Here is a 24,224-nt window from a genome sequence, read left to right as displayed (position 1 = left end):
TTCACTTCAGGTTGCGCAGGGCGCGCTGGCAGATGCGATGAGTGGCTGCGGTGGGATGGCCTTGCAGCCATTGCGCGCATAGCTCGCGCACCCAGCCGGGACGATCCTTGCCAGCGTCGTTGAGCCAGTTGGCCACCGAGTCCTGCACATAGATGGATAGGTCGCCACGCAACGGCGAGAGAATGGGCAACGCCCGTTCCGGTTGCCGCTTGAGCGCGGCAATGTGGGCGCACCACACGCCGCGCGGTCGCAAGGCTTCGCTGGCGAAGCGGCGCAAGCGTTCGGAGGGTTCTGTCGTCCACTTCGTCAAATGCGCGATGGCATCATCCAGTTCCTCGGCCAAGTGGGGCCGAACGGCCATCCAGGCCCATTCGCGCACGCCGAAATGCGTGTCATCGGCCAAGGGGCGGATGGCGGCTAACCGGCTCGGCAGCGCCAGTCCCGGTTGTGCGCCAATCATGAAGCAGGCCCAGCCACGTACGGTGTCCGAAGCATGGCCTTGGCATTGTGCGATGCCATCGTTGCCCAATTCCTCCAGCAGTGCGGCTCCGACGCCGGCCATGCGCTTGAGAATGCCAAGCTGGCAGGCGGTATCCGTGCGCCTCAAAACTTGCTGGGACAGTTGCGGGAAGACCGTACGCAGAAGCCGGGCCTGGTCGAGTGCCAGTCCCTCGGCCAATGTGGCGCTTTGCAGTTCGCCGCGCGACAGGGCATCCAGCACGTCGGCAGGAATATCGGCGGCGCGGGTTGCGCCTTTGCGTGGTGCCGTCGCGTTCATTGGGGCATTCCCCGCCAGGACGTGCCGATGTTCTCCGCAACCTTGTCGAGCAAGCAGGCCAGTTGCTCGCGTTCCGAGGGGGACAGATTGCCGAACAGGCCGGCGATCCAGCGGCCGTGCTGGTCGAAGACCTTCTTGGCGGTCTGTTTGCCTTTGCGGGTCAGTCGGATGCGCAAGGCGCGGCGATCACTGGCGTCGGCGCGGCGTTCGATCAGGGCTTCGCGTTCCAGGCCGTCGAGCAGGCCCGTAACGGTTGCGCGGGTGACGCCTGCCTGTTCGGCCAACGCGTTCGGGGCCAGCCCTTCGCTGGCAGCATCGAGTAGAAAGAGCAGGACGAAGCGGCCTTCGGAGAGACCATGTGGGGCCAGCAGCGCCGCGCAATCGCGGTCGATCGCCGATGCCAGGGACAGGGTTTGGAAGCATAGGCGGATGCCTGCCACGTCGGGGAGTTGCCGCCGCTGCGCTTCCTGCAGCAGCGCCTGGTACTTCTGTTCCAAGACCATGATTGATGTTGCCATATAGTATGGCGGCTAATTATATATGGCGTATCGGAAATCGTACAGGGCGTGCCGGCACCACGCGCCGCCGGGCTTTCGGGCTTCGCCCCGTGCCGTAACAGTTGCGTGAACACCATTCGCATTTGCAAGGAAGGGACATCAGAGGTCATGAACTCACCGTATTTTCCAAGAGTCCCCGGGTTGAAATTCTGCTGTCCTAGAAATCTGAATGATGCTGAGGATGGGTGCAGAAACCAAATTCTCAGCCATATCACTTGTACGATTCGTACTGCTCATACCATTCTTTTATGGTTCTGGAACGATGCCCCAGAATTTTTCGTGGTGGGTGCGCCCGACCGTCTTCCCGCGCGGCTGTACCGAAGGGGTGAGAATTTGGATATGTTGTAATTATCGAAGGTTGGGCGTCCTCGGCTGTGCGCCGGTCATTGGCGCGTACCGTCACTCGCTGACGCGCCCCTCTGGCAAGACGACCCACTCCGCATCCTCGAACTCGCCGACGACGCGTACGTCGACGAACTCGGCCTGTTCCTTGATGATGCGCTTGGCGTCGTGTGACGGACTTCCCTCCATTGCGTCCCGCATGGCCTTCGATTCCCAGCTTGCGATCGCGAGGAGTACGTCTGGAGCGCCGATCTTGCGATGCAGCCGCGTACCGCGGGCGCCCGGCGCACGCTGGATGATTTCACTCGCGCGGACCCACGCATCTGCATACGCTTCTGCCGTGTAGCCGGGTTTGATGTGAATCTCGAACACGAAAATCATCGCCTGCCTCTCTACTGATCCGATGCAGCATGAACGTGCCAATCATACGTAGTGCTGTTCGACGCCAGACCTGTCTGAGCCAAAACGGCAATGCCCCCTTTGTCCAGGATGGAGCAGGCCGCCAGGCGGTTGAAGGAGTGGGGATTCCAGATGCGCGCGCTGAAGCGATGTTGCTTCAGACACGGGATATCCAGACACTGGACTTTCATTCCACCCACCGATGCGGACCCATGCGTGGCTAGTCGGGAATGTCGGGCTCGACGAGCGTGGCAAGCTGCAGCAGGGATTCCTGCCAGCCGAGGTAGCACATCTCGGCCGGGATGAGCTCGGGAATGCCGGCCTGCTCGATGCTGACCTCGGTCCCGCAGGATACCGCGCGCAGCTTCACGGTCACCCGCATTTCGCCGGGCAGGCCGGGATCGTCGAAGCGGTCGGTGTATTCGACGAATTCGCCGGGGACCAGCTTCAGGTACTCGCCGCCGAATGAATGGCTGTGGCCGGTCGAGAAGTTCTCGAACGACATCTTGAAGCTGCCGCCGACCTTGCCATCGAATTGATGGACGTGGCAGACGAAGCCGTAGGGTGGCAGCCACTTGGCCAGGGCCGCGCCGTGCGTGAAGGCGCGGTACACCTTGTCGGGCGTGGTGCGCAGGACGCGGTGGAGGTGGACGGTTCCGGTGCTCATGTTCGTGTCTCCTTCTGGCTCATTGCATGGAATGCAGGCCGATGCAGTTGCCCTCGGTATCCACCACCAGTGCGCAGAAGCCGTAGGGGCCGATGGCGAACTTGGGCTTGTGTACCTGGCCGCCGGCGGCTTCGACGCGCGACTGTTCGACGGCGCAGTCTTCGCAGCCGAAGTAAACCAGCGTGCCCCCGCCGCCGGACGAGACCTCGTCCATGCGGACCAGCATGCCGCCAGTACCGGGGGCATCCATGTCCATGGGAAAGCTCAGCATTTCCATGCCGCCGGTTTCGCACTCGGGCGCGGCCGGCTTAGATGCGGCCTGTTCAGGCGCAGCCAGCGGCTCCAGCGTGCACTGGAACACCGTTTCGTAGAATTTGCGCGCACGCGCCATGTCCTGAACGTAAATCTCGAACCAGACAACGGGATTGGCTTTCATGGGGAGCTCCGGTCGGTTGGGGGGAGGATACGGAGGCGCCGGCTGAGCACTCGCCGGAGCTTGCCTGCGCGGTAGCGGCGTCGAGTTTTTTCAACTCGTTCATGGTCTCGGGCGCCAAACCACAGGCAAACCTGGATGTGAGAGGCGAGGCGGGCGCGGGTGGTGACGGCTGTAGTGTGGACGGCGTTCACATCCTAGGATTTCAAATGGACAGTGTCCACATTGCAGATCCATGGGGCTGTAAGTTTATGTTTGCCAATATCCATTGGCCTGTTCGAGTCCCGGAAACAGCGTTTGTTCAGCATGTCGCCGGCACCATGCGGTAACATGGTTCCCGCTCCGGGGTGCACGCCAGTGCTGAGATCCATACCCGAGAACTTGAACCGGATCATGCCGGCGGAAGAAGAGCTTGGCCCTGACAGACCGTGCATTGATATGGCGGGCTCGGGGCACTTCGGAGCATCACGTCCCCGCTCTCGAAGGAAATTCCATGGACAAGGCCGCTTCGTTGCTTGCAGACCTGCTTGCTTTCATCGCGATGGATGGCTGCACCGACAAACAGTTCGACCAACTCGCGCTGCGGCTGTTTGCCTACCAGTACGAAAACAACGCGCTGTTCCGCAGCTTCTGCCAGCGGCGCGGCGCCACGCTGCGCAAGGTGAAGACCTGGAGCGACATCCCGGCCGTGCCAATCGATGCGTTCAAGGCCATGGAGCTGCGCAGCGAACCGGCCTTGCCAACCGAGCGCGTGTTCATGACCAGCGGCACCACGGGCCGCGCGGCGCGCGGGCGGCATTTCCATCCCAGGCTGGATGTCTATGACCTGTCGATGACGCGCAACTTCGCGCGGCGTTTCATGAGCGGGGCGCAGCGTCTGTCCATGGGCATCCTGTTTCCCGACGAGCAGGCCATGCCCAATTCCTCGCTCGCGCATTACCTGGCGCTGGCCAGATCCGAATTCGGCGCCGCGGACAGCCGTTGTTTCCTGACGCCCGAGGGCCTGGATCTGCCGGGCCTGTGCGCCGCGCTGGAGCAGGCCGAGCGGACGGGACGAGCCTATGCGCTGTTGGGCGCCAGTTTCAGCCTGGTGCATGTGATGGATGCGCTGCGCGAGCAGGGGCGCGGTTTCCGGCTGCCTGCCGGCAGCCGCATCCTCGACACGGGCGGCTACAAGGGCCAGTCGCGCGAGCTGCCGCTGGAAGATTTCTACGCCGGGCTGGAAGAGCTGCTCGGCGTGCCGCGCACGCACTGCATCAACATGTACGGCATGACGGAACTGAGCACGCAGTTCTACGACGACGGCAATGCCGTGCTGCCCTCGGTCAAGTCGGGGCCGCACTGGATCCGCTCGCGCCTGGTCGAGCCCGTCACGGGCCGCAGCGTGGCGCCTGGCGAGCGTGGCATCCTCGTGCACTGCGATCTGGCCAACTACAACTCGGTCACGACCATCCTGACCGAGGACGTGGGGCAATGGGCCGAGGGCGGCTTCCTGCTGCTGGGGCGCGCCGAGGGCGCGGTGGCCAAGGGCTGCTCGCTGGCCGTCGAGGAATTCGTGAAGGCGGCGGCCGCATGAAGGTGGAGCGGATCACGGCGGGCCATCTGCCTGGCCTGCGCGACGACGAGGTGCAGTGGCACGTGCTGCCTTTCGAGCGCGATGGTTTGCGGCTCGAAGTCTCCGTGCCCATGCTGACGGCCGCGCAGATGCAGGCACTGGCACAGCGCGTGCGCGGGGCGGCGGACCGGCATCTGAGGACGATGCCGGTGGCCGAAATCATCGACGTGATCGATCGCGCGATCGCCCGTCTGCTGGACCGCAACGATCCGTTCCGCCGCGAGGCCGAGGCCTGGCTGCCCGTGGTCAGCGGCTACGACGCGGACATGCTGCGGCTGGGGCTGACGGGCTACTTCAAGACCTTCCGCGCGCCACAGCTGCGCCGCTTCGTGGCCGAGGATTTCGCCAACCCCGCCGTCCTCGACGGTTTCCAGCCCGCGCCCAAGGGCGGCGCGGTGCGCGCCTTCGGTCCCGATCTGCTCGTGCATGTCTGGGCCGGCAACGTGCCTGCGCTGTCGCTGTGGAGCCTGGTCTGCGGCCTGCTGGTCAAGGCCCCCGGCATCGGCAAGCTGGCGAGTGCCGAGCCGCTGTTCGCGGGCTGGTTCGCGCGGCTGCTGGCCGAGGTGCATCCGCCGCTGGCCGATTGCCTGGCCGTGGTGTGGTGGCGTGGCGCCGGGGGCGAGGAAGTCGATGCGCTCTACGCCCAGGCCGACACGGTGCTGGCCTATGGCGGCAACGACACGCTGGCCGCGCTGCACCAGCGCCTGCCGATGACCGCGCGCTTTCTGCCGCACGGCCACAAGCTGGGCTTCGGCCTGGTCGGCGCAGCGGCGCTCGATGCGCTCAAGGCGCCCGCCGTCGCGCGGCTGGCGGCCTGGGACGTGATGCGCTACGACCAGCAGGGCTGCTACTCGCCCCATGTGTTCTATGTGGAGCGCGGCGCGCCGGTGCCGCCACGCGCCTTCGCCGACTACCTCGCGGCCGAGCTGGCGAATCTGCAGCAGCGCTTTGCACGCCGGCCCCTGGATCTGGCGGAAGGCGCCGCCGTCGCCAAATGGCAGCAGGCCGTGGAGTGGGGCAGCGACGATCAGGTGCTGATCGGGCCTGTGGATGCGCCCTGGAGCGTGGCCTACGGCGACAGCCTGCAAGCGCTGGCGCCGACTGCGCTGTACCGCACGATAACCGTGGTCGGCGTGGATCGCCTCGATGAGGTGGTGCCGGTGGTCGCAAAGCAGCGCGCGTTCCTGCAGACCGCCGGCATCGCGGCCTCGCCCGAGGAGCTGTACCGGCTGGCCGGTCTGCTGGGCGCGGCCGGCGTCACGCGCATCAGCGCCATCGGCGCCATGAGCATGCCCGAGGCCGGCTGGCATCACGATGGGCGCTTCAACCTGATCGACCTGGTGCGCATGACCGAGATCGAACAATCGGCCGAGGCGGCGGCGCAGCCCTTCGCCCCGTATGCGGACTGAAGGCGCGACCGTGGCGTTTCTGGACATCGAGAAGGTGGTGTTCACCTATCCCGGTCGCGCCCCGGTGGTCGACGGTGTGGACTGGCGCATGCAGGCCGGCGAGTTCCACTGCCTGCTGGGCCGCAGCGGCTGCGGCAAGACCACGCTGCTCAAGCTGGCTGCGGGCCTGCTGAAGCCGCAGTCGGGGCGCATCGTGCTGCGCGGCGGCGAACTGGCCGCACCCGGGCCGCAGGTGGGCTTCATGTTCCAGGCGCCCACGCTGCTGGATTGGTTGAGTGCGCTGGACAACGTGCTGCTGCCCGTATCGCTGCAACGCCGGCCCACGCCGCAGGATGCGCAGCGCGCGCTGCGATTGCTGGACCAACTGGGGCTCGCCAGTCATGCGCAGCATCACCCGCGCCAGCTTTCGGGGGGCCAGCAAAGCCGGGTGGCGCTTGCGCGGGCGCTGGTCCTCGAACCGCCGTTGCTGCTGCTCGACGAACCGTTTGCGGCGCTGGACGCGATCACGCGCGCCGAACTGCAGGACGATCTGCTGCGCACCTGCCGCGAGCGCGGCACGACGGTGCTGTTCGTCACCCACGACATCAACGAGGCCGTCTACCTGGGCGACCGCATCGCGCTGATGCATGGCGGGCGCATCGTGGAAAACTGGACGATCACGCTGCCCGCGCCGCGCACGCAGGCCATGCGCCACGGCCCGGCTTTCAACGACTACTGCGCCCGCGTGCGCGCTGCCATGGACGGGGCCGGCACATGAACCCGACGCCGATGCAGGCACGGCTGATGGCGGCCGCACTGTTCCTGGTCCTGCTGGGCCTGTGGGAGCTGGTGGTGCGGCAATGGGGGCTGTCGGCGCTGGTGCTGCCCGCGCCGTCGGCGGTGGTCCAGGCCTTGTGGTCGGGCCTGGCTTCGGGCTATTTCTGGCCGCACGTCCGGGCGACGCTGCAGGCCCTGTTCCTCGGGCTGGCGGCCGGCAGCATCGTGGGGCTGCTCGCGGGCATGGCGCTGGCCGAATCCGAATTGCTGGAGCGCGTGCTCAAGCCCTATGTGGTGGTCAGCCAGGTCGTGCCCAAGCTGGCGCTGGCGCCGCTGTTCGTGCTGTGGTTCGGCTTCGGCATGCTGCCCACGGTGCTGATCACGGCGCTGATCTGCTTCTTTCCGCTGATGGAGAACACGCTGACCGGCCTGCGCCAGACCGATGCCCAGCGGCTGCAGCTGTTTCGCATGCTGGGCGCCACGCGCTTGCAGACACTGCTGCGGCTGAAGCTGCCCATGGGCCTGCCCGCCATCCTTGCGGGGCTGCGCGTGGCCGTGGTGCTGGCGCTGGTCGGCGTCGTCGTGGCCGAGTTCATGGGTTCGAGCCAAGGCCTGGGCGCCGTGGTCATCGCCGCCCAGGGCATGATGGACACCACCCTGATGTTCGCGGCGCTGGTGCTCATCGCCGTCATCGGCCTGCTGCTGTACCAGGGCTGCCTTCTGTTGGAGCGCAGGCTGCTGCGTGCCCACGCCTTTCCCGCTTCGTCCCTGTCCGCTTCGTCCCCTCCGCGTTCGCGCGGCAACTCCTGACTGCCACGGGCAACTGCCATGCATACACCGGTCCAGCTTCCGTTCATCTCCCGCCGCCGCCTGCTCGGCGCCACTGCAGGCCTCGCCGGCCTGATGCTTGCCGGCGTCGGCTCGGCGGCTCCGGTCCAGGGCAGGATCCGCCTGGCGGGCTGGAGCAAGCCCATCAGCGAGATCACCAACATCCTCGCCGAGCCCGAGCACGGCTTTTTCAAGGCCCGGGGCGTGGAACTGGCCTACCTGCCCGGCGCGGGCGGCGGCGACGCCATCCGCAACCTGCTCAGCGGCCAGGCCGACGTGGCCTTCACCGACCCCGGGTCGTTGTTCATGGCGCTGGACAAGGGCGAGAAGCTGGTCGCCATCTACGATATCTATCCGCAGAACGTGTTCAACGTGGTCTCGCTCAAGTCGGCAGGCATCCGCAAGCCGGCCGACCTCAAGGGCAAGAAGATCGGCGTCTACAGCCTGTCCAGCGGCACACGCCTGAACCTGCTGGTGATGCTGCACCAGGCTGGCCTCGAGGAGTCGGACGTGAGCATCGTCGTCACCGGCCTGCTGAACTTCGCGCCGCTGATGCAGGGCCAGGTCGATGCCACGGCCGCCACCGACACGGGCCTGGCCGTGGGCCTGCGCAGGGGGCTGGCCGAGGTCGACGTGATGCACGTGCGCGACCATCTGAACATCTCCAGCGACATGTTCGTGGTGCGCGAGGGCACGCTGCGCCAGCAGCCGGATCTGCTCAAGGCCTTCCTGAAAGGCTACCGCGACAGCGCCGCCTGGATGATCGCCAACCCCGAGGAGGCCGCGACGCTGGCCGGCAAGTACGCCATCGACGGCACGCAGCGCGACATCAACCTCGACGTGATCCGCCTGCGCAACGCGGCCTCGCTGCCGACAGTGGAGGGCAAGGGCCTGGGCAGCTTCGACCTGGAGGCGCTGCAAAAGGGGGCCGACGCCTATCGTGCGCTCGGCCTGGTGCAGCGCCGGATCGAGGTGGCGGAAGTGGTCGATACCAGCCTGCTGCCGGAGGCCTGAGATGGACCAGCCATCTGGACTGAGCCTGCGCGGCAAGGTGGTGCTGGTCACGGGAGCGGGCCGCGGCATAGGCGCGGCCATCGCCACCGCGTTCGCGCGCGAGGGGGCGACGGTGGCCGTCAACTACCTGGCCAACGAGGAGGCGGCAGCCCGGACCGTGGCGGCCTGCCAGGCCGCCGGCGGCGACGCCTGGGCGGTCAAGGCCGACGTCGGCTCGGAGTCCGCCGTACAGGCCATGGCCGAAGACATCGCACGCGAGGCCGGGGGGATCGATGTCGTGGTCAACAACGCCTTCAAGCCCTATGCCTTCGACCCTGAGCGCCGCAGCCGCTTCGACGACCTGGACTGGCGCGATTACCAGGCCCAGTTCGACGGCGCCGTGGGCGCAGCCTTCAAGGTCTGCCGCGCGGTGCTGCCGCTGATGCGCCGGCGCGCGCGGGGCAGCATCGTCAATATCGTCACCAACCTCGTCGAGCACCCGGTCGTGCCTTACCATGACTACACCACGGCCAAGGCCTCGCTGGTGGCCTTCAGCCGCAATCTGGCCGGCGAGCTGGGGCCCGTGGGCATCCGCGTCAACTGCGTGGCGCCGGGCCTGGTCTATCCTACTCAGGGCACGCAGAATACCCGGGAGTCGTTTCGCGAGTCGCTGATGGCAGCCACGCCGCTGAAGCGCCTGGCGCGGCCCGAGGATGTCGCCGGGCCGGTGCTGTTCCTGGCCTCGGAACTCAGCAGCTTCATGACGGGACAGGTGCTGTTCGTGGATGGCGGCCTGGTGATGCGGTGACTCTTCAGGAGCCAAAGGCCATGACCTACCTGCTTGCTCTCGACCAGGGAACCTCCAGCTCGCGCGGCATCGTCTTCGACGAACGCGGCCATATCGTCGCCCAGGCGCAGCAGGAGCTGCCGCAGATCTATCCGCGCCCCGGCTGGGTGGAACACGACCCGATGGAAATCTGGCGTACCCAGCTCGCCACCGCGCAGCAGGCGCTGCGGCTGGCCGGTATCGGCGCCAGGGACGTGCGCGCCCTGGGCATCACCAACCAGCGCGAGACCACGGTGCTGTGGAACCGCAGGACCGGCCGGCCGGTGCACCACGCCATCGTCTGGCAGGACAGGCGCTCCGAGCCGATCTGCACCGCCTTGCGCGAACAGGGCTGCGCCGAGCTCATCCAGCAGAAGACCGGCTTGCTGATCGATGCCTACTTCTCGGCCACCAAATTGCAATGGCTGCTGGACGAGCTGCCCGGCGCGCGTGCGGCGGCCGAGCGCGGCGAGCTCGCCTTCGGCACCGTCGATAGCTGGCTGATCTGGCAGCTCACCGGCGGGCGCCGCCACGTGACGGACGTCAGCAACGCCAGCCGCACGATGCTGTTCGACGTGCGCAGCAACCAGTGGGACGACGAACTGCTCGCACTGCTGCGCATTCCGCGTGCGCTGATGCCCGAGGTGCTGCCCTCCAGCAGCGATTTCGGCCGGACCGTGCCCGAACTGCTCGGCGATGCGATCGCCATCGGCGGCGTGGCGGGCGACCAGCAGAGCGCGTTGTTCGGCCAGGCCTGCTTCACCGCCGGCATGGCCAAGAACACCTACGGCACGGGCTGCTTCATGCTCATGCACACGGGCGGCAGCTTCCAGCGCAGCGAGAACGGTCTGCTGAGCACCAGCGCCGCGCAAACCGGCAGAACACCCGAGTACGCGATGGAAGGCAGCGTGTTCGTCGGTGGCGCCGTGGTGCAGTGGCTGCGCGACGGGCTGCGTGCCATCTCGGCCAGCAGCGAGGTGCAGTCGCTCGCCGAAAGCGTGCCCGACTCGGGCGGCGTGATGATGGTGCCGGCCTTCACCGGCCTGGGCGCGCCGTACTGGAAGCCCGAGGCGCGCGGCACCATCACGGGCCTGACCCGCGGCACCACGCTGGCCCACGTTGCCCGTGCGGCGCTCGAATCCATTGCCTACCAGAGCGCGGCCTTGCTGCAGGCCATGAGCCGCGATGCCGTGGCCCAGGGCGGCAGCCCGGTCAGTGAGCTGCGTGTCGATGGCGGCGCCTGCGTGAACGATCTGCTGATGCAGTTCCAGGCCGACCTGCTCGGCATTCCCGTGGTGCGCCCGGCGGTGGTGGAGACGACGGCGCTGGGCGCGGCTTATCTCGCGGGGCTTTCCAGTGGCGTGTACGCGGGCACGGCAGAACTGTCCGAACTCTGGCGTGCCGAGCGGCGCTTCCTGCCCACGCTGGCACGCGACCAGGCCGAGGCGCTGATGGCGCGCTGGGAGCATGCGGTGGCGCAGGCGACGCTCTGATCGTTTCATCATGTCTGTCGACATTCCGCCGGCTTTCGTGCCGATCATCCTGGGCGGCCGGCTCGGCTCCTTCTTCGTGCTGATGCCTGCCCGGACTTCGTGCCGGTGTTCCTGATCGACGATCGCCGCCGGCGCGGAGAGGTCCGCGCGCTGCTGCCGAGGCGGCAGGTGGGTCAGAAAAGCTGCGCGCCGAGCTGGTCGACCAGTGCGACGGGATCGACATCGGGTATCTCGAATTCGAGATCGTCGAGCGAAAGGTCGAAAGGCTCGCCTTCGCGATAGGTGATCGGGAAGCGCACGCCGAATTCGAGGCCTGAGCCGAGCTCGACGGCGGCGAGTTCGATGCGCTCGTCGTACAGGCTGGCGCCGAGCGCGGTGACGGCGACGTAGCCGGACACGTCGAAGCGGAAGCTGGGCTGGGCGTGGAGCGCCGCCTCGGCATCGACCTCCAGGCCCTGCGAGGGCATCCAGTCGATATGCACGCCGGCCTCGGCGGCGCCCGAGATGCCCAGCGTGCCGCCGATCTCCAGGCCGCCGGTCGCGCTCGCGCCGGTGATGCCGAGGCCGACGCCGGCGCGGGCGCCCAGGCGGAGGCCGGCCTGCGCCGGCACCTTGAGATGGGCGTCGCCGGTGACGTGGGTGTTTTCCTCGTGCGCGGGGTTGTACTCGATGCCGACCCGCAAGCGCTCGAACGCGCCCGGGCCGATGCTGGCGTTCGCGCTCAGGTTGCCGCCGACTTCGGCGACGACGCCGGGGATGATCGGAATCTGCGTCGACAGGCCGAACAGGCGCTTGTCGTATTCGAGCCTGGAGAAGATTTCGAGCTGGCCGGGCAGCGCGATTTCGCCCGAGACGGTGATCTCGCCGTTCGGATCGAGCCGCAGGCCGGCCGTCCCCTGCAGCCACGGTGCGATGCGCACGGTCGCCGAGCCGCTGCCGTACACGATGATGGGCGCGCCGGGTGCCGCATCGCCGCTGGGCTGGCCGTCCTCGCCGATGCTGCGGTTGGTGGCGCCGGCGCTGATCTGGCCGGACAGCATGCCGCGGCTGAAGGCGCCGCTGAAGCCGGCATCGAAGGCGCCGTCGTCGTAGGTGACGGAGAGTTCGGAATCGACGCCCGGAATCGCCGGCTGCGCCGTGCCGCTGGCCGAGACTTTCCATCCGCCGTCGGACTGCTCGCACTCGACGTGGATGGAGCCGGAGCGGATCGCCGGATTGGCCGCGAGCTGGACGTCGCCGGCGATGTTCAGGCCCTTGTCGCCCTGCGTGATCGCGATCGAGGCCTCATCGACGCCGGGCACCGAAAGCGCCGCGCTGCCGGCGAAGGCCCAGCGGCCTTCGTCGACGCTGACGGTCGCGGTCGCGCTTTCGATGCCGCGGATCTTGTCCGGCGTGTCGATGCCTATGGTGCCGTCGGCGCCGAACTGGCCGTTGCGCCACCATGCGCGCACCCGGGCGCGGTCGAACAAGGAGGGCTCGAAGGTGAAGCCGCCTTCGAACACGGGGCCGCCGGTCGTCGACGTCGACGCGGCAAGCTCGCCGCTGCCCGCGCCTTCGATCGAGAAGAGGATCTGGCCGCCGGCACCCAGGCCGCGCGTGGTCGAATAGAAGATGTTGACGTAGGCGTCGTCGATGGTGGTGCGCGGGATCGGCAGGCTGACCTGATCGGGGCCGTAGTCGAGCGAGAAAGTCAGGTCGCGCCCGCGCAGGCGCACGGTGATCGGCGCATCGAGGATCGGAATCGACGGCGTCAGCGTGCCTTCGGCGGAAAGCTCGCCGTCCTCGGTCGAAACGCTTTCGAACAGTACCGGGCTGAGCTTGCTGTATTCGAGCTTGAGCGCCGGCAGCGCGGAAGGGTAGCCGCAGTATTCGCCGTCGCCGTTCAGCGAGACCGTGAGCTCGGGGGTTTCAGGCTGCCAGTCGGGGGGCAGATCCCACTTTGCCGCCATCGAGCCGATCGGCCCTTCCGGATTGCCGGTGTTGTCGGCAAGGCTGATCGCGGTGATTTCCAGACCCGCCAGCGCGCGCGCCTGCGTGCGGCCGACCACCGGCGCGGCGCCGGGGCTGTGGCGGAAGCGGCCGACGGTGATGCCGCCGGGGCCGGAGGTGAGGATGAACTCCCCGGCCGAGCCCTGAGTGTCGCCGTCCTCGGCCGGGCTCGGCGGGCTTGCGGTGCCCAGCGCTTCGGCGCTTTCGATCTCGGTCTTGGTCCACCAGGCCGAAGCGCCCGCGGCCGAGCCGGCGCCGGTGGCGACGACGCCGGTGAACACGAGGTCGTGCTGGCGCAGGAAAGTGCTGCGGTCCGGCCTGGGATCGAAAGTATCGAGGAAGGCATCGACCTTGCGGTAGATTCCGCTGCGTATCGTGCCGCCGGAACTCGAATTCGACGGCTGGTCCAGCAGCTCCATGTTCTGGATGCTGTTGCCGACGCCCGAGCCCATCTGCCCCGAAACCTGCAGTTCGACGACGTGATCGACCTGGAACTGCGGAACCTTGCGGCCGTTGCGGTCCCAGCCCGGGATGCGCAGCAGGGTCTGCAGTTCGGACAGACGCTTCGTCGTGAGCGGTGCGCCGCGGTGCAGCTTGAGGCGGATGCGGCCGCCGGCATCGGCGGGTACCGGGACGTTGCGCTCGCCGAGGCGTTCGCGGATCGCATCGGCGCCGACCTGCGCCTGGCTGTTCCAGACCGAGCGCTGGTCGGCGCCGTCGCGTCCGTAACCGCGCACGCGCTTGAGATTGCCGGCCGCGGCGAGGCCGCTGTACAGCGGCAGATGGCGCGCCTTCACCGCTGGGATTTCGAGCCGCTCAAGCGCCGCGAGGGCTGCGGCGGTGCGTGCGCTCTCGTGGTAGCGGGTGTGCATCTCGGGCTCGATCGCACGCGCGAGCACCGCAGCGGCCTGGCCATCCTGCTGTACGACGTGGGCGAGTTCGTGGGCGAGGAGATGGCGGCCTTCGGCCGTGTCCGGTGCGTAGGCGTCGGCTGCGACATGGATGTCGCGCCCCGACGTGAACGCGCGTGCGCCCAATGCGGCCGTCAGGCGCGCCGCCTCGGCATCGGTGTGGATGCGGACGTCGGCGAAGTCGCGGCCGAAATGGCTTTCGAGCGGTGCGCGCGCATCCTCGGGCAGCGGCTCGCCACGCCCGCGGCGGTCCTCGACGCGGCCGGCGGCATAGGCGGGCAGGGCCGCTCCGGGCGGGGCCGAAGGGGAGGATGTGCCGGCCGCGGCAGCGGCGGCTGCATGTGCCGGCGGGGACGGATTTGCGTCGCTGCCGGCGCTGGCGGCCGATGGCGGCGGCGCGGGGGCCGCGGTCGGCGTGGGGTCCGGCGTGCTGGCGGGCGCGGCCGCGTCGGCGTGGCCTTCGGCTTCGCGTTCGATGGCCTCGCCGGGCTGGCTGAGGCGCGTGGGGCGCGCGGCGTAGGCGGGCAGGGTCGACGGCGGCGCGGGCGCGGCGGCCGGGTGCGGAGATGAGGCCGCCGCCCTCGCCGTGCCGCCGCTGCGGGCAAGGGCCTGCGGGCCCGGCGCCGGCCGTTCGCTCGGCCGGCGGGCGAATCTAGGCGACGGCGCTTCCATCGCCGCTGCCCGGTTGTGCGCCGGGAATGCCGCCGGGCGCGCGCGGCGCCGGCGTCGGCCAGTCGCCCGGCGGCGACGGCGCGCCGCATTCCATCGCCACCTGCCATTTCGGCTTGTGCAGGCCCAGCGACCAGGGCGACTGTGCGGTGATGGTGCTCAGCGCGTTGTGGAAGGTGGCGTAGTGCTGCGGCCTGACCTCGTTGCCCAGGGACATGATGCCGGCGTTGTGCTCCCTGATTGCTCCCGGCAAGGGACTGCCGCTTGCATCGGTCATCGCCTTGACCAGATCGTCATGGGCGACCGGGTCGCCGATGTTGCTACCGCCGGTGACGTATTCATCGCCGAGGCCGAAGGCGTGGCCCCATTCGTGGGCCGCGGTGATCATGCGCTCGCCGCCGTCGACGATCAGATCGACGCGTCGGTCGCTTCCGAGCCGGGGCTGGCTCTGATCGGCTTCGGTTTCGCCCCGCGGGTCGAGCGTGACGCGTGAGGCCGTATTCGCAAATCCGTTGCTGGCGAGATAGTCGCGCACGGCTTGTGCGCGACGCTGCGACAAGGCCATGTTGTATGACTCGCTGCCCGAGGCGCTGGCATGGCCGACGATCTCGACCCGCACTTCCTGGTGCGCCGCATTGGCAGTGGCGCCGTTGAATCTCCTGATGAAGGCATCGAGCGCGGCGCTTGCCGCCGGCGTGAGCACGTCGGAATTGTCGCCGAACTGGACGGACTCCCGCAGCAGGTCGACTTCTTTCGGGCCGGTCGTGGTACTGGCGAGCCGCATCGTCTGATCGTGGGCGTCGGCACCGCTGCCGTGGCTGACCTGGTGCGCGATGTCGTAGGTACGCAGGCTCTCGCCAGTCGGCATCTTGTACGTCTCGGTCAGCATGTGATCGCCGGCTGCTTTTGCCCGTGCGCCGATGTCGAGCGTGACCCGCACGTCGGCACCCAGCCAGTTCCAGCGCGGCTTGTTCAGGAAGAAGCTGTGGCGACCGCCCCAGCTCGTTTCGATCATGGTTTTCAGTTCATCGATCCACGGCGCGCGTTCCGCCGGCGTCCATTGGTAGGAAGCGAGCACGGCACTGCGTAGCAGGGGAATGGGAATCGCGTTCAGACGGGCGGCCAGCGCGGCAATGGCAGGTGTGGCCGGCAGGTCCGGATGCGGGGCGATGGCGCCGCCACTGACGACGAGCGTGTCCTTGAACTCGATTGCAACGCCCTGCGTGATGTCGAGCGTTCCGTTGCCTTCGGCCGGGTCCGTCGTGTACTGCGCATCGAAACCACCACGGCCGCCGGCGCCGATGATGGTCCGTGGCGCGGCCGGATAAGGCCCGGCCCTGGCCCAGTCCTCGGCCTCTTCGAGTTCATTCCTGCACGCCGCCATCGGGTCGGCCGGCCCGCCGCTGCCGCCGAACAGGTCGTCCCACCAGTCGCGCTGCAGCTTGGGCGCGGCGCTCTGCGGGCCGCCGGCGTCTGCCTGCTGGCCGACGTGGGCGAGTTCGTGGGCCAGCAGTTCCAGCCCGGCGTCGCTGCTTGGCGCATAGCTGCCGGCCGAGAAATAGACGTCGTTGCCGACCGTGAAGGCGCGGGCGTGCATTTCCACGCACATCGCATCGGCTTCGGTATCGGTGTGGATGCGGACGGCCGACAGGTCGCGGCCGAGCTGGGCTTCCAGCCGGGCGCGCAGATCGGGGTCCAGCGCCGTGCCCTGGCCGCGGCGCGCGGCGATGCGCTGCTCGGTGCCGGCCGGCGCGGTCCTGCCGGCGAGCGGATCGGCGCCGCCGCTGCCTGCCTGCGGCGTGCCGGCAGCTTCGCCGACAGCCTTGTCGGCATCCGGTGCGCCTGCCTTGCCCGCTTCCCCGGCCGCCGCTGAACGCCACAGCTTCGGCGACAGCACGTCCTTCTTCGGCGGCGTGATCGCCGGTTCCAGGCTGCCGCGCGGCGCTGCGCCGCTGCAGGCCGCGCAGGCCTGCGTGCCGCCCGCGGGCGGGCGCAGCGCGCGGCGCACTTCGCCGGCGAGCTTGTCCGCCTCCTGTTCCTCGGCATCCTGCGGATGGCTCACCGCCAGCTTGGCCTGCAGGTAGCCCGGCGTGCCCGGAGCCGTCTTCGCCGCTTCGCCGGAGGCAGCGTTGGCAGCCTGCCCGCCCTGCGGCTTCATGGCGCTGCCGCCGGGCGCGCCCGCGGCGGGCATGTTCTTGCCGGCCGCCGGCGATCCGGCCGTGGCGTCCGGCGCCTTGCCGTCGGGCGCGGGCGCGGGCTTGCGCCGCAGGCCGGGTGTCAGGCGGCTCATGATGCTCCCCTCGCATGCAGCAGTTGCGGCGGTGGGCTGCGGCCGATCTTGCGGTATTCGTCGATCAGCGCGCCGACCAGGTGCCCGGCGGAGATCGGCGGCGGCTCGCCCTTGCCGGCGCCGGCCGGGTCGAGCGCCGCGGCCTGCAGTACCGCGTTGCGAATGTGGCCGCCGGGCAGGGTGCAATAGCTCGCGAGCTGGCGGCACAGCGCGGCGTCGGGGGCGCGGCGGCCGAGGTGCGAATGCCAGATGCGCAGGCGTTCGGCCACGCCCGGCGGCGGGAATTCGATGATGGCGTCGAAGCGGCGGGTGAAGGCGGCATCGATGCGGCCGCGGTTGTTGCTGGTGAGCACGACGATGCCGGAGTGCTGCTCGATGCGGGTGAGCAGGAAGTTGGTCAGCATGTTGGCGTAGCGCTCGCCGGTCTCCTTGCCTTCGCCGCGGCGGCCGAACAGCGCATCGGCCTCGTCGATCAGCAGGATCACGTCCAGCGCGGCGGCCTCGTCGAGCAGGCGGCCCAGGTTCTTCTCGGATTCGCCGATGTACTTGTTCATCACCGCGGACAGGTCGACCCGGAACAGCGGCGCGCCGAGCACGGTCGCCAGCCGGCTCGCGGCCAGCGTCTTGCCGGCGCCGCTCTCGCCGCAGAACAGCGCGCGCACGCCCGGCGCGGGTTCGGCGAGGCTCGCGCCCAGTCCTTCGGCGAGCGCTTCGCGCTGGCGGCAGCGCGCGATCAGCGCATCGAAGCGTTCGAGCAGCTCGTCCGGCAGCACCAGCTCGTCCGCGCCGACTTCGCGCGCCACCGGCTGGGCGAGCTGGCGCAGGCGCTCGCTGCCGAAGCCGGTGCGCGCGCGGCGCAGGTGGGCGAGCGTGGGTGCTTCGCCGCGCACGCCGGTGTCGAGGCGGATGCGCTCGGCGAGGCTGTGCACGGTGGGGCCGTCGAGCAGCGCGTGGCCGGCGAACTGGTCCAGCTGCGCGTCCAGCCGCGGGTCAGGCCGGGCATCGCCGGGCCGTCCGTCTCCGGCCGCGAGTGCGGCGTGCCAGGCATCGCGGCGCTCCTGCGCCGACAGCGGCGGCAGGTCGATCTCGACCAGGGCTTCGCCTTCCACCGCGCCGTCGCGCCCGGTGACGATCAGCAGCGGCACCGCGAGCGCGGGATGGGCCGGCAACGCGTGGCGCTCGCCGGGGCCGAGTTCGAGCGTCAGCACCGGCAGCCAGCCGGCATAGCGGCAGGCGGCCGCCAGCGCGGGCTGGCGAACCCAGGCCGCGGCCTCCAGCTGCAGCGGCGGGCGGCCCACGGTGGCGGCCAGCCGCGCGGCGGCGGCAAGGCCGGCCGCGCGGGCGCCGCGGAACACGACGTGGCGGCCGACGCCGCTGCGCAGCATGGCCGCGAGCGCGGGCAGGCGTTCGCGGAAGTTGTGCGGTAGCACCACGTCGCTGGCCGGCAGCGGCGCGGTGTCGCGCCAGGCGCTGGTGTCGCCGCACAGCAGCGCCCACAGCTCGGGCGCGACCGCCAGCGTGCGCGTGGGCAGCGGGCCGTCGCCGACGATGTCGAGCACGCCGGCGCGCACCAGCCGGTGGTTGGGGAGCGCGAGCGGCGCCAGCGAGGCGCCGAACAGCGCTGCGCTGGCCGCGGCGACGAGATGCAGGCCGGGCCGCAGCGCGCCGGGCGCCTGCAGCTCCGCCAGCGCGAGGTTCAGCAGATGGCTCGATTCGTTCTCGCCGCACAGCGCCAGCGCGAACCATTCGTGGAGCTGCAGCTTCAGGTCGGCCAGCAGGCGGCCGAGCGGGCCGCGCAGCTCGGGCGCGGTGCGCGCGAGCGCGAGGCAGGCGGCATGCCAGTCGTCGCGCGGCGTGCCGAGCAGGGTCGCGAGCTCGTCGCCGGCCTGGCTCGCGGCCAGCGCGTCGAACACCGCCGACGGGGCGCCGAGGCTGAGCCGCGCGAACTCGGCGATCCCGGCATGGACGAAGGCGCGCGACAGGCGCGCAGCGTCGGGCGGCGTCGCGGCCTGGGCGTTGTGCAGGGCGGGCGCGTTCATGGCATGAAGCCTCCGCGGTCGTAATGGAAGCGCACGACGCGGCCGAGCCAGGGCAGCCAGCCGGGGTCGATGTCCAGGCCGGCGCGGCGGATGTCGAGGCTGGCGTCGGCAAGGCCGAGGTGGATGTCGACGCGGCTGGCCGTTGCGCGTACCCGGGCGGGGCGCTCGGCGCGCAACGCGGCGAGCGCGGCATCGCCGTGGAAACGGCGGGCCGCGGCGTCGACCGTGGCGGCATCGTGGCCCGTGCCAAGGGCGGCGAGCGCGGCGGCCGGGCCGGTATCGATATCCAGGCCGCCAGCATCCGCCAGGAAGGCCGCCAGCGGCGGGTCGGTCGGGGCGCCGATGCGCACGGCGAGGCGTGCCAGTTCGCGCCAGCCGGCCTGTGGCTCGGCGAGCGCCGCCCGCCAGCCGCGCAGCGCGGGCAGGTTCAGCACGTTGAGCAGGAAGAAGAGGCCGCCGCCGCGGGTCAGGAAGTCATGCTCTGTGGCGGGCGGAAGCGGCATCGCCGATGCCGCGCTGGAGGAAAGCGGAGGCGGCTCCGGCGCGGGGGCGGCGGATGGTGCAGCCGCCGCTTCGTCCGCAGGGCGGGATCGGGCCGGCCTTGCCGTCGCTGTGGCGGACGGAGCGGCTGGAGCCGTGCGGGGCGCCGGCGTGGCCGCGGTCAGTGCCGAGGGCGTGGCACGAACCAGCGCGTGCGCGGCATCGCGCAGACCCTGGCCCGCGCTGGCAGCGCCCAGCATGGCTGGTGTGCCGGCCCACAGCCCGAGCACGGCCTGCAGCACGGCGCGCGGATCGTTTGGCGGCAGGCCGGCGATGGCCTGTTGGGCGCCCGGCATCGCGTGCCAGTAGGGGGCTGAAGGCTGGGGTGTGCCGTCGGGCGCGCCCGCGATGCCGTCGCCGGCAGGAGAAACAGGGGGTGCGGGCGGCGGAGCATGGGCGGTCACGTCCGCATCCGGGCTGGCCGTCGAGGAATGCGGTGCGGACGATTCAGGCCGTTCCCGCCCGGATGCGTCCCGATCCGGCCCGTCCTGATGTGCCGCCCGGCGTCTGCCCGGCGGGGGATCGAGCGCGGCGGCGATCGCGCCGCTCCAGCCGGTCGCGGTGCCGATGGCATGCAGCAGCACGCGGGCGGCCGGCGCATCGAGCGCGCGCCACAGCGCAGGCAGTGCCGCGCGCAGGCCGGGGTGGTCGAGCAGCGCGGGCAGCGCCAGTGCGTCCTCCGCGAGCAGGGCGGCGAGCGCGCCTGCGGGCCGCAGGCCGGGCAGCGCGGCGCGATGGCGCCACAGCCAGCGCCGCGCGGCGGTGCCGGCGAGCAGATCGCGGGCGAGGCAGGCGCGGTAGTCGAGCGCATCGCGAAAGCGCACCGCCTCGGCGCCGTCGGCCGCCGGGCTCCACGGATCGGCGGCGCGGCGGGCGATCTGCGCGGTGGCCGCGGCGGCGCGCGCCGGCAGTTCCGGCAGCGTGCCGCTGACGGCGACGCGGCGCACGACCAGGATCGCATCGTCGCCGGCTGCCGGCCAGCGGCTGCGCGCCAGCGCGGCCGGCAACTCCGCGCGGGCGCGGGCGACGGTACTGGCCGTGCCGCGCAGCACGACGCGGCCGAGGCGGAGGTCGGCGGCGTTCATGCGCTCAGCCCCGGTCGGCTCCGCTGATGCGCAGCGCCGTGCTCAGGATCGCGGCCGGCTCCCGTTCCAGGCGCGGATCGAGGATGCTGGCGACCGAGGCCAGCGTGCCCTGGCCGTCGTGATCGTCGACGCGCAGCGTGGCGATGACGCGCTGGCTGTCGTCGAAGAGCTGCAGCAGCGTGCCCGGTGCGGCCTCGCGGTTCAGCGTCAGGCGCAGCGCGTCGCCGAGGCGGAAGCGGCCGGGGAGGGTCTTGATGCTGCCCTGGACGAGTTGCTGCGGGTCGTCGCTGGCGGCGAGCAGCAGGCAGGCGCACACGAGGTTGCGCATCGCGCTGCGCGCGGCGGCGGAGGCATCGGCGTCGAGCTGGCGGAACCACCAGGCGACGAGTTCGACCAGCGTGCGCACGCCGTTGAAGTCGCGCTCCTCGGCGCTGGCGAGGCCGGGCCAGCGTTCCGGGCTGTCGACCGCCAGGCGGTTGGCCTCGGCGGCCGTCGCCCAGTCGAGGCGGATGGACGGCGAAATGGCGCGCAGGCGGGCGAGCAGGCAGCCGGCGGCGGCGTCGAGGCGCTGGTGCAGCGCCCGCGCCGGCTCGCGCAGCAGCGGCGACGGAATGGCGAGCAGGTCGTCGAGCGCGAGGATCGCGCTGCCCTGGCGCTGCAGGTCCGTCAGCGCGGCGGCATCGAAGGGGCGCATCGCGACTTCGCGCACCAGCGCATCGTTCTGCTGCGCCAGTCCGGCGAGCACCGGCGTGGCGAAGGCGGCGGCTACCACCGTGCGGTTCAACTGCAGCGCGAGCTTGTGCCGGCGCGCGTCGACCAGGCCGGCGAGGATCTCCCGCCCCGGCAGCAGGTGGCCGAGCGGGCGCAGGCCCGCCCAGTCGCCGGCCGGGATGGCGTAGACCGCCTCCATGAAGGGCGACAGCGCGGCGGGCAGGGCAGTCTCGCGATTGGCGCAGCCGGGCACCAGGTCGTCGGGGCTGGACGGGCGCAGGTCCAGCGGATCGGGCAGCGTGCGGCCGAGCGGGGTTTCGCGCACCTTGACGTAGAACAGGCCGACATGGCTTTCGATGATGCGGCGGCGCTCGGCATGGGCGGCCTCGATCTCGCGCCAGTGCTCGGCCAGCAGGCGCTGCGCGACGGCATGGTCGTCGAGCGCTTCGGCGCGTTCGCGTTCGCGCACGTCGAGCTGGCGGACCTCGCCGGGGATGTCGGCTTCCAGCGCGGCGAGCCGGGCGCGCAGGTCTTCGACGGTCTGCTGGTGGCGGCGGCGCAGCGTGATCAACGCGCCGCGCAGCGCCTCGATCTTGGCGATGTCGTCGGCGATGGTCTTGCCGGCCGAGAACAGCGCCGATTCGTCGTTGTGCGGCGTGCCGTCGAGCCCGGCCTCTCCCGGCTTGGCGAGTGCGCGGTCGAGCCGGGGGCGCAGCAGCAGGCCCGCGGCAGAGTGCAGGTCCGGGGCGATGCGCAGGCGGAAGGCGGGCGCCTCCCTGTCGTCGGCGATGACGCCGAGGCGGCGCAGTTCGGCCGGCTGCAGGTGGTCGTCGAGGAAGTCGCAGACGCGGTCGATCAGCGACTTCGCCTGGTTCCGGCGGGTGTCGGCCTTGTCGCGCAGATCGAGCAGCTCGCGCTGCACGTTCAGGAAGCTGTCCTTGATCGGATTGACGTGCGACAGCACGCCCTTGCCGGTGGAGGGGGCCTTGTTGAAGACCGGCTCGGTGAGCGGTTCCTTCGGCTGGGAGAATTGCAGCGGCAGCGTGCCGAGCGCGGCGAGCGTGCCGGCCGAGAGCAGGCTTTCCTGCTGCAGGACGCCGGAGAGCAGGGCGTTGGTGGTGAAGGCGCCCGTCTGCGGTGTCGTTGCAAGCTTCTGTTCGTTGACGTTCACCGTTCCGCTGGCGAAGCTGTTGAAGAGTTCGCTCATTTCGGATTCTCCGTCCTGACCACGGGGGTGAACCGGGCCGTCGTCGTCCAGCGCACCAGTTGCGCGCCCAGGCCGTCGCCGGCCACGCCGCCGGCGAGCGCGCTGAAGGACACCGTCAGTGCATCGAGCTGCTGGCGCTGCAGGCCGAGGAAGTCATTGACCTCTTCGAGCAGGCGGAAACTCTGGTCCAGCGCGGCTTCCAGATGGCGGATGTCGTCGCGCAGCTTTTCGCGCTGGAACAGCAGGCCGTCGCCGTCGGGCGCGGCGGAGGCGACGCTGCCGTAGTCTTCCGGCGCGGGATGCGGTTCGGCGAGGTGGCTGGCATAGGGCTCGGGCAGTTCTTCGGGCGGCAGACTGCCGGCGCGGTCGCTGACGAGCTTGTTGCGGTAGTGCCCGGGATCGGGCGGCGGCGAGGCGATCAGCCCCGGCGCGCGCAGGGCCTTCAACTGCGCGGCGGAAAGGCCGTGGAACAGCGCGTACCACTGCTGCTTCCATGCCTCGTATGCGCGGGTGGCCGTTTCCGCGCGGCGGAACAACTCGTCTTCCAGCCGGGTGTCGCGCTGCGGCAGGTCGAACAGGTCGCGGCGGTAGTCGAGGTCGGGAATCGCCAGCAGCAGGCGGATGCGCTCGCCCAGGCCGTGGATCAGGTCGACGCTGCCGCGCGGAAGTTCGTCCGTGACCACGCCTTCGATGGTGCCCGCCGGCACCGGCGCAAGCTCGACCTGCAGGTCGGCCGGCAGGAAGGCCAGCGACGGCGCCCTGGCCGCCGGATCGCGCAGCAGCGCGGCGGGCAGCGGTCCGGCGGCCGGTAGGTAGTCGAGGCCCAGCAGCTCGGCGAGGGTCTGTGTCGGCACGTCCGGCAGCGGCGCGGCGTGGGCGCGCTGCCAGGCTTCGAGGGCCGCGACCGTGTGCGCGAGCAGCGTGTGCGCGGCAGCGTCCGGTCCGGCCAGCAGCCGGCCGGCGAGCGGGTCGAACCACACCGGCAGCCGGTCGACGATCTTGACCAGCCCCAGCGGCACCGCGCCGCTGTCGGCGCGGAACGGCGCTTCGCGCAGCAGGCGGACGCCGATGCGGTTGGCCGCGCGCGCCTGCGGCATCGCCATCAGCCGCGGGCTGCCGGAGACGCGCTGCAGGCCCAGCAGGCTCACGGTCTCGATGCGCCGCTCGGCGAGCGGGTCGGCTTCGGTACGGGTGCAGGGCTCCTGCGCGGCCCTGTCGTCGATGGGCTCGACCGCGCTGCGTATCGTCAGCAGAAAGAGGCCGTCGCGCAGTGGGCTGTCCTGGTCGCGTTCGGCCTGCGCGGCGAGGTCGGTCCAGGCCTGGTCGAGCGGATGGAAGAGGCGGATCAACTGCCCCGCGGCGCCGACCGCCAGGCCCGGCTGCACGCGCACGCGGGTGTCCGCGCCGCTGCCGGAAAAGGCCGTGGCCAGGCCTTCGACGATGCCGGGCGCGAGGCTCGCCAGCAGCGGCGCGATGCGGTCGTCGACATAGGCCTGCAGGCGCTCGAACTCGCGCTCGCCGAGCGCGCGGCCGGCAAAGAGGTTCAGCCGGCGCGGGTCGCCGGCGCGCCGTTCCGGTTCGTGCAGGCGGATGGACGGCGGCACGCGCGGCAGCAGCGTCAGCGCCGGGCGCGAAGCCAGTGCGGCGAGCAGGCCGGGCGGCAGGAAGGACGTGGTGGCCATGATGT

18 protein-coding genes and 1 riboswitch are annotated in these 24,224 nt (G+C 70.3%); of the genes, 7 read left to right on the top strand and 11 right to left on the bottom strand.

What is annotated here, in order from left to right:
- Position 1: 1 nt before the first annotated feature.
- From ACNQFN_RS13590 to ACNQFN_RS13570, 5 genes are all read right to left on the bottom strand, one after another.
- Positions 2-778, bottom strand: coding sequence for a HEAT repeat domain-containing protein (locus ACNQFN_RS13590; RefSeq protein ID WP_068636679.1), 777 nt, complete (start codon positions 776-778; stop codon positions 2-4).
- Entirely contained in the window at positions 775-1,296 is a 522-nt protein-coding gene (locus tag ACNQFN_RS13585) for a MarR family winged helix-turn-helix transcriptional regulator (RefSeq protein WP_418646776.1), read from the bottom strand. Before ACNQFN_RS13585 ends, ACNQFN_RS13590 begins: the two co-directional genes overlap by 4 nt.
- Positions 1,297-1,734: 438 nt before the next feature.
- A complete protein-coding gene (locus ACNQFN_RS13580) occupies positions 1,735-2,058 on the bottom strand; it encodes an antibiotic biosynthesis monooxygenase family protein (RefSeq protein WP_068636677.1) in 324 nt (107 codons plus the stop codon).
- A gap of 238 nt (positions 2,059-2,296) precedes the next feature.
- Complete coding sequence (locus tag ACNQFN_RS13575) at positions 2,297-2,743, bottom strand: SRPBCC family protein (RefSeq protein WP_418646775.1); 447 nt, start codon at positions 2,741-2,743, stop codon at positions 2,297-2,299.
- 19 nt (positions 2,744-2,762) lie between these two features.
- Positions 2,763-3,179 (bottom strand): VOC family protein, encoded by a 417-nt coding sequence (locus tag ACNQFN_RS13570; protein ID WP_068636675.1) that lies wholly within the window; start codon positions 3,177-3,179, stop codon positions 2,763-2,765.
- 330 nt (positions 3,180-3,509) lie between these two features.
- Positions 3,510-3,601: riboswitch (TPP riboswitch) on the top strand.
- 68 nt (positions 3,602-3,669) lie between these two features.
- On the opposite strand from ACNQFN_RS13570, the gene ACNQFN_RS13565 reads away from it, so the two are divergent.
- From ACNQFN_RS13565 to glpK, 7 genes are read left to right on the top strand one after another with little or no spacing between them, the layout of a single operon-like run.
- Positions 3,670-4,752 (top strand): hypothetical protein, encoded by a 1,083-nt coding sequence (locus ACNQFN_RS13565; protein WP_418646774.1) that lies wholly within the window; start codon positions 3,670-3,672, stop codon positions 4,750-4,752.
- Positions 4,749-6,200: an acyl-CoA reductase gene (locus ACNQFN_RS13560; RefSeq protein WP_418646773.1), complete on the top strand. Its 1,452-nt coding sequence runs from the start codon at positions 4,749-4,751 to the stop codon at positions 6,198-6,200. Before ACNQFN_RS13565 ends, ACNQFN_RS13560 begins: the two co-directional genes overlap by 4 nt.
- A 10-nt stretch (positions 6,201-6,210) precedes the next feature.
- Positions 6,211-6,957, top strand: coding sequence for an ABC transporter ATP-binding protein (locus tag ACNQFN_RS13555; RefSeq protein ID WP_418646772.1), 747 nt, complete (start codon positions 6,211-6,213; stop codon positions 6,955-6,957).
- Positions 6,954-7,766: an ABC transporter permease gene (locus tag ACNQFN_RS13550; protein WP_418646771.1), complete on the top strand. Its 813-nt coding sequence runs from the start codon at positions 6,954-6,956 to the stop codon at positions 7,764-7,766. The genes ACNQFN_RS13555 and ACNQFN_RS13550 overlap by 4 nt, the downstream gene beginning before the upstream one ends.
- A gap of 18 nt (positions 7,767-7,784) precedes the next feature.
- A complete protein-coding gene (locus tag ACNQFN_RS13545) occupies positions 7,785-8,798 on the top strand; it encodes an ABC transporter substrate-binding protein (protein WP_418646770.1) in 1,014 nt (337 codons plus the stop codon).
- 1 nt (position 8,799) lies between these two features.
- Positions 8,800-9,585 (top strand): SDR family oxidoreductase, encoded by a 786-nt coding sequence (locus ACNQFN_RS13540; protein WP_068636670.1) that lies wholly within the window; start codon positions 8,800-8,802, stop codon positions 9,583-9,585.
- A gap of 20 nt (positions 9,586-9,605) precedes the next feature.
- Entirely contained in the window at positions 9,606-11,096 is a 1,491-nt protein-coding gene (gene glpK, locus ACNQFN_RS13535) for a glycerol kinase GlpK (protein ID WP_068636669.1), read from the top strand.
- Positions 11,097-11,269: 173 nt separating this feature from the next.
- Here the strand turns inward: glpK and ACNQFN_RS13530 are convergent, their stop codons facing one another.
- From ACNQFN_RS13530 to ACNQFN_RS13505, 6 genes are read right to left on the bottom strand one after another with little or no spacing between them, the layout of a single operon-like run.
- Positions 11,270-14,668: an eCIS core domain-containing protein gene (locus ACNQFN_RS13530; protein WP_418646769.1), complete on the bottom strand. Its 3,399-nt coding sequence runs from the start codon at positions 14,666-14,668 to the stop codon at positions 11,270-11,272.
- A complete protein-coding gene (locus tag ACNQFN_RS13525; RefSeq protein ID WP_418646768.1) occupies positions 14,649-16,955 on the bottom strand; it encodes an eCIS core domain-containing protein in 2,307 nt (768 codons plus the stop codon). The genes ACNQFN_RS13530 and ACNQFN_RS13525 overlap by 20 nt, the downstream gene beginning before the upstream one ends.
- A complete protein-coding gene (locus ACNQFN_RS13520) occupies positions 16,952-18,994 on the bottom strand; it encodes an ATP-binding protein (protein ID WP_418646767.1) in 2,043 nt (680 codons plus the stop codon). Before ACNQFN_RS13520 ends, ACNQFN_RS13525 begins: the two co-directional genes overlap by 4 nt.
- Positions 18,991-20,619: a hypothetical protein gene (locus ACNQFN_RS13515; RefSeq protein WP_418646766.1), complete on the bottom strand. Its 1,629-nt coding sequence runs from the start codon at positions 20,617-20,619 to the stop codon at positions 18,991-18,993. Before ACNQFN_RS13515 ends, ACNQFN_RS13520 begins: the two co-directional genes overlap by 4 nt.
- A 4-nt stretch (positions 20,620-20,623) precedes the next feature.
- Positions 20,624-22,537, bottom strand: coding sequence for a hypothetical protein (locus tag ACNQFN_RS13510; RefSeq protein WP_418646765.1), 1,914 nt, complete (start codon positions 22,535-22,537; stop codon positions 20,624-20,626).
- Positions 22,534-24,219 carry a hypothetical protein gene (locus ACNQFN_RS13505; protein WP_418646764.1) on the bottom strand — a complete coding sequence of 562 codons (1,686 nt, stop codon included), beginning with the start codon at positions 24,217-24,219 and terminating at the stop codon, positions 22,534-22,536. The genes ACNQFN_RS13510 and ACNQFN_RS13505 overlap by 4 nt, the downstream gene beginning before the upstream one ends.
- Between the last annotated feature and the right edge of the window lie 5 nt (positions 24,220-24,224).

The sequence above is a fragment of the Thauera butanivorans genome (assembly GCF_048398245.1).
Lineage (GTDB): Bacteria > Pseudomonadota > Gammaproteobacteria > Burkholderiales > Rhodocyclaceae > Thauera > Thauera butanivorans.
The sequence above is the reverse complement of the archived record's forward strand: the minus strand, read 5'-3'. Positions and strand labels throughout refer to the sequence as shown.

Excerpts from the sequence above, each read along its gene's own strand:
- ACNQFN_RS13590 (WP_068636679.1), bottom strand. The coding sequence starts at position 778 with ATGAACGCGACGGCACCACGCAAAGGCGCAACCCGCGCCGCCGATATT.
- ACNQFN_RS13585 (WP_418646776.1), bottom strand. The coding sequence starts at position 1,296 with ATGGCAACATCAATCATGGTCTTGGAACAGAAGTACCAGGCGCTGCTG.
- ACNQFN_RS13580 (WP_068636677.1), bottom strand. The coding sequence starts at position 2,058 with ATGATTTTCGTGTTCGAGATTCACATCAAACCCGGCTACACGGCAGAA.
- ACNQFN_RS13575 (WP_418646775.1), bottom strand. The coding sequence starts at position 2,743 with ATGAGCACCGGAACCGTCCACCTCCACCGCGTCCTGCGCACCACGCCC.
- ACNQFN_RS13570 (WP_068636675.1), bottom strand. The coding sequence starts at position 3,179 with ATGAAAGCCAATCCCGTTGTCTGGTTCGAGATTTACGTTCAGGACATG.
- ACNQFN_RS13565 (WP_418646774.1), top strand. The coding sequence starts at position 3,670 with ATGGACAAGGCCGCTTCGTTGCTTGCAGACCTGCTTGCTTTCATCGCG.
- ACNQFN_RS13560 (WP_418646773.1), top strand. The coding sequence starts at position 4,749 with ATGAAGGTGGAGCGGATCACGGCGGGCCATCTGCCTGGCCTGCGCGAC.
- ACNQFN_RS13550 (WP_418646771.1), top strand. The coding sequence starts at position 6,954 with ATGAACCCGACGCCGATGCAGGCACGGCTGATGGCGGCCGCACTGTTC.
- ACNQFN_RS13545 (WP_418646770.1), top strand. The coding sequence starts at position 7,785 with ATGCATACACCGGTCCAGCTTCCGTTCATCTCCCGCCGCCGCCTGCTC.
- ACNQFN_RS13540 (WP_068636670.1), top strand. The coding sequence starts at position 8,800 with ATGGACCAGCCATCTGGACTGAGCCTGCGCGGCAAGGTGGTGCTGGTC.
- glpK (WP_068636669.1), top strand. The coding sequence starts at position 9,606 with ATGACCTACCTGCTTGCTCTCGACCAGGGAACCTCCAGCTCGCGCGGC.
- ACNQFN_RS13530 (WP_418646769.1), bottom strand. The coding sequence starts at position 14,668 with ATGGAAGCGCCGTCGCCTAGATTCGCCCGCCGGCCGAGCGAACGGCCG.
- ACNQFN_RS13525 (WP_418646768.1), bottom strand. The coding sequence starts at position 16,955 with ATGAGCCGCCTGACACCCGGCCTGCGGCGCAAGCCCGCGCCCGCGCCC.
- ACNQFN_RS13520 (WP_418646767.1), bottom strand. The coding sequence starts at position 18,994 with ATGAACGCGCCCGCCCTGCACAACGCCCAGGCCGCGACGCCGCCCGAC.
- ACNQFN_RS13515 (WP_418646766.1), bottom strand. The coding sequence starts at position 20,619 with ATGAACGCCGCCGACCTCCGCCTCGGCCGCGTCGTGCTGCGCGGCACG.
- ACNQFN_RS13510 (WP_418646765.1), bottom strand. The coding sequence starts at position 22,537 with ATGAGCGAACTCTTCAACAGCTTCGCCAGCGGAACGGTGAACGTCAAC.
- ACNQFN_RS13505 (WP_418646764.1), bottom strand. The coding sequence starts at position 24,219 with ATGGCCACCACGTCCTTCCTGCCGCCCGGCCTGCTCGCCGCACTGGCT.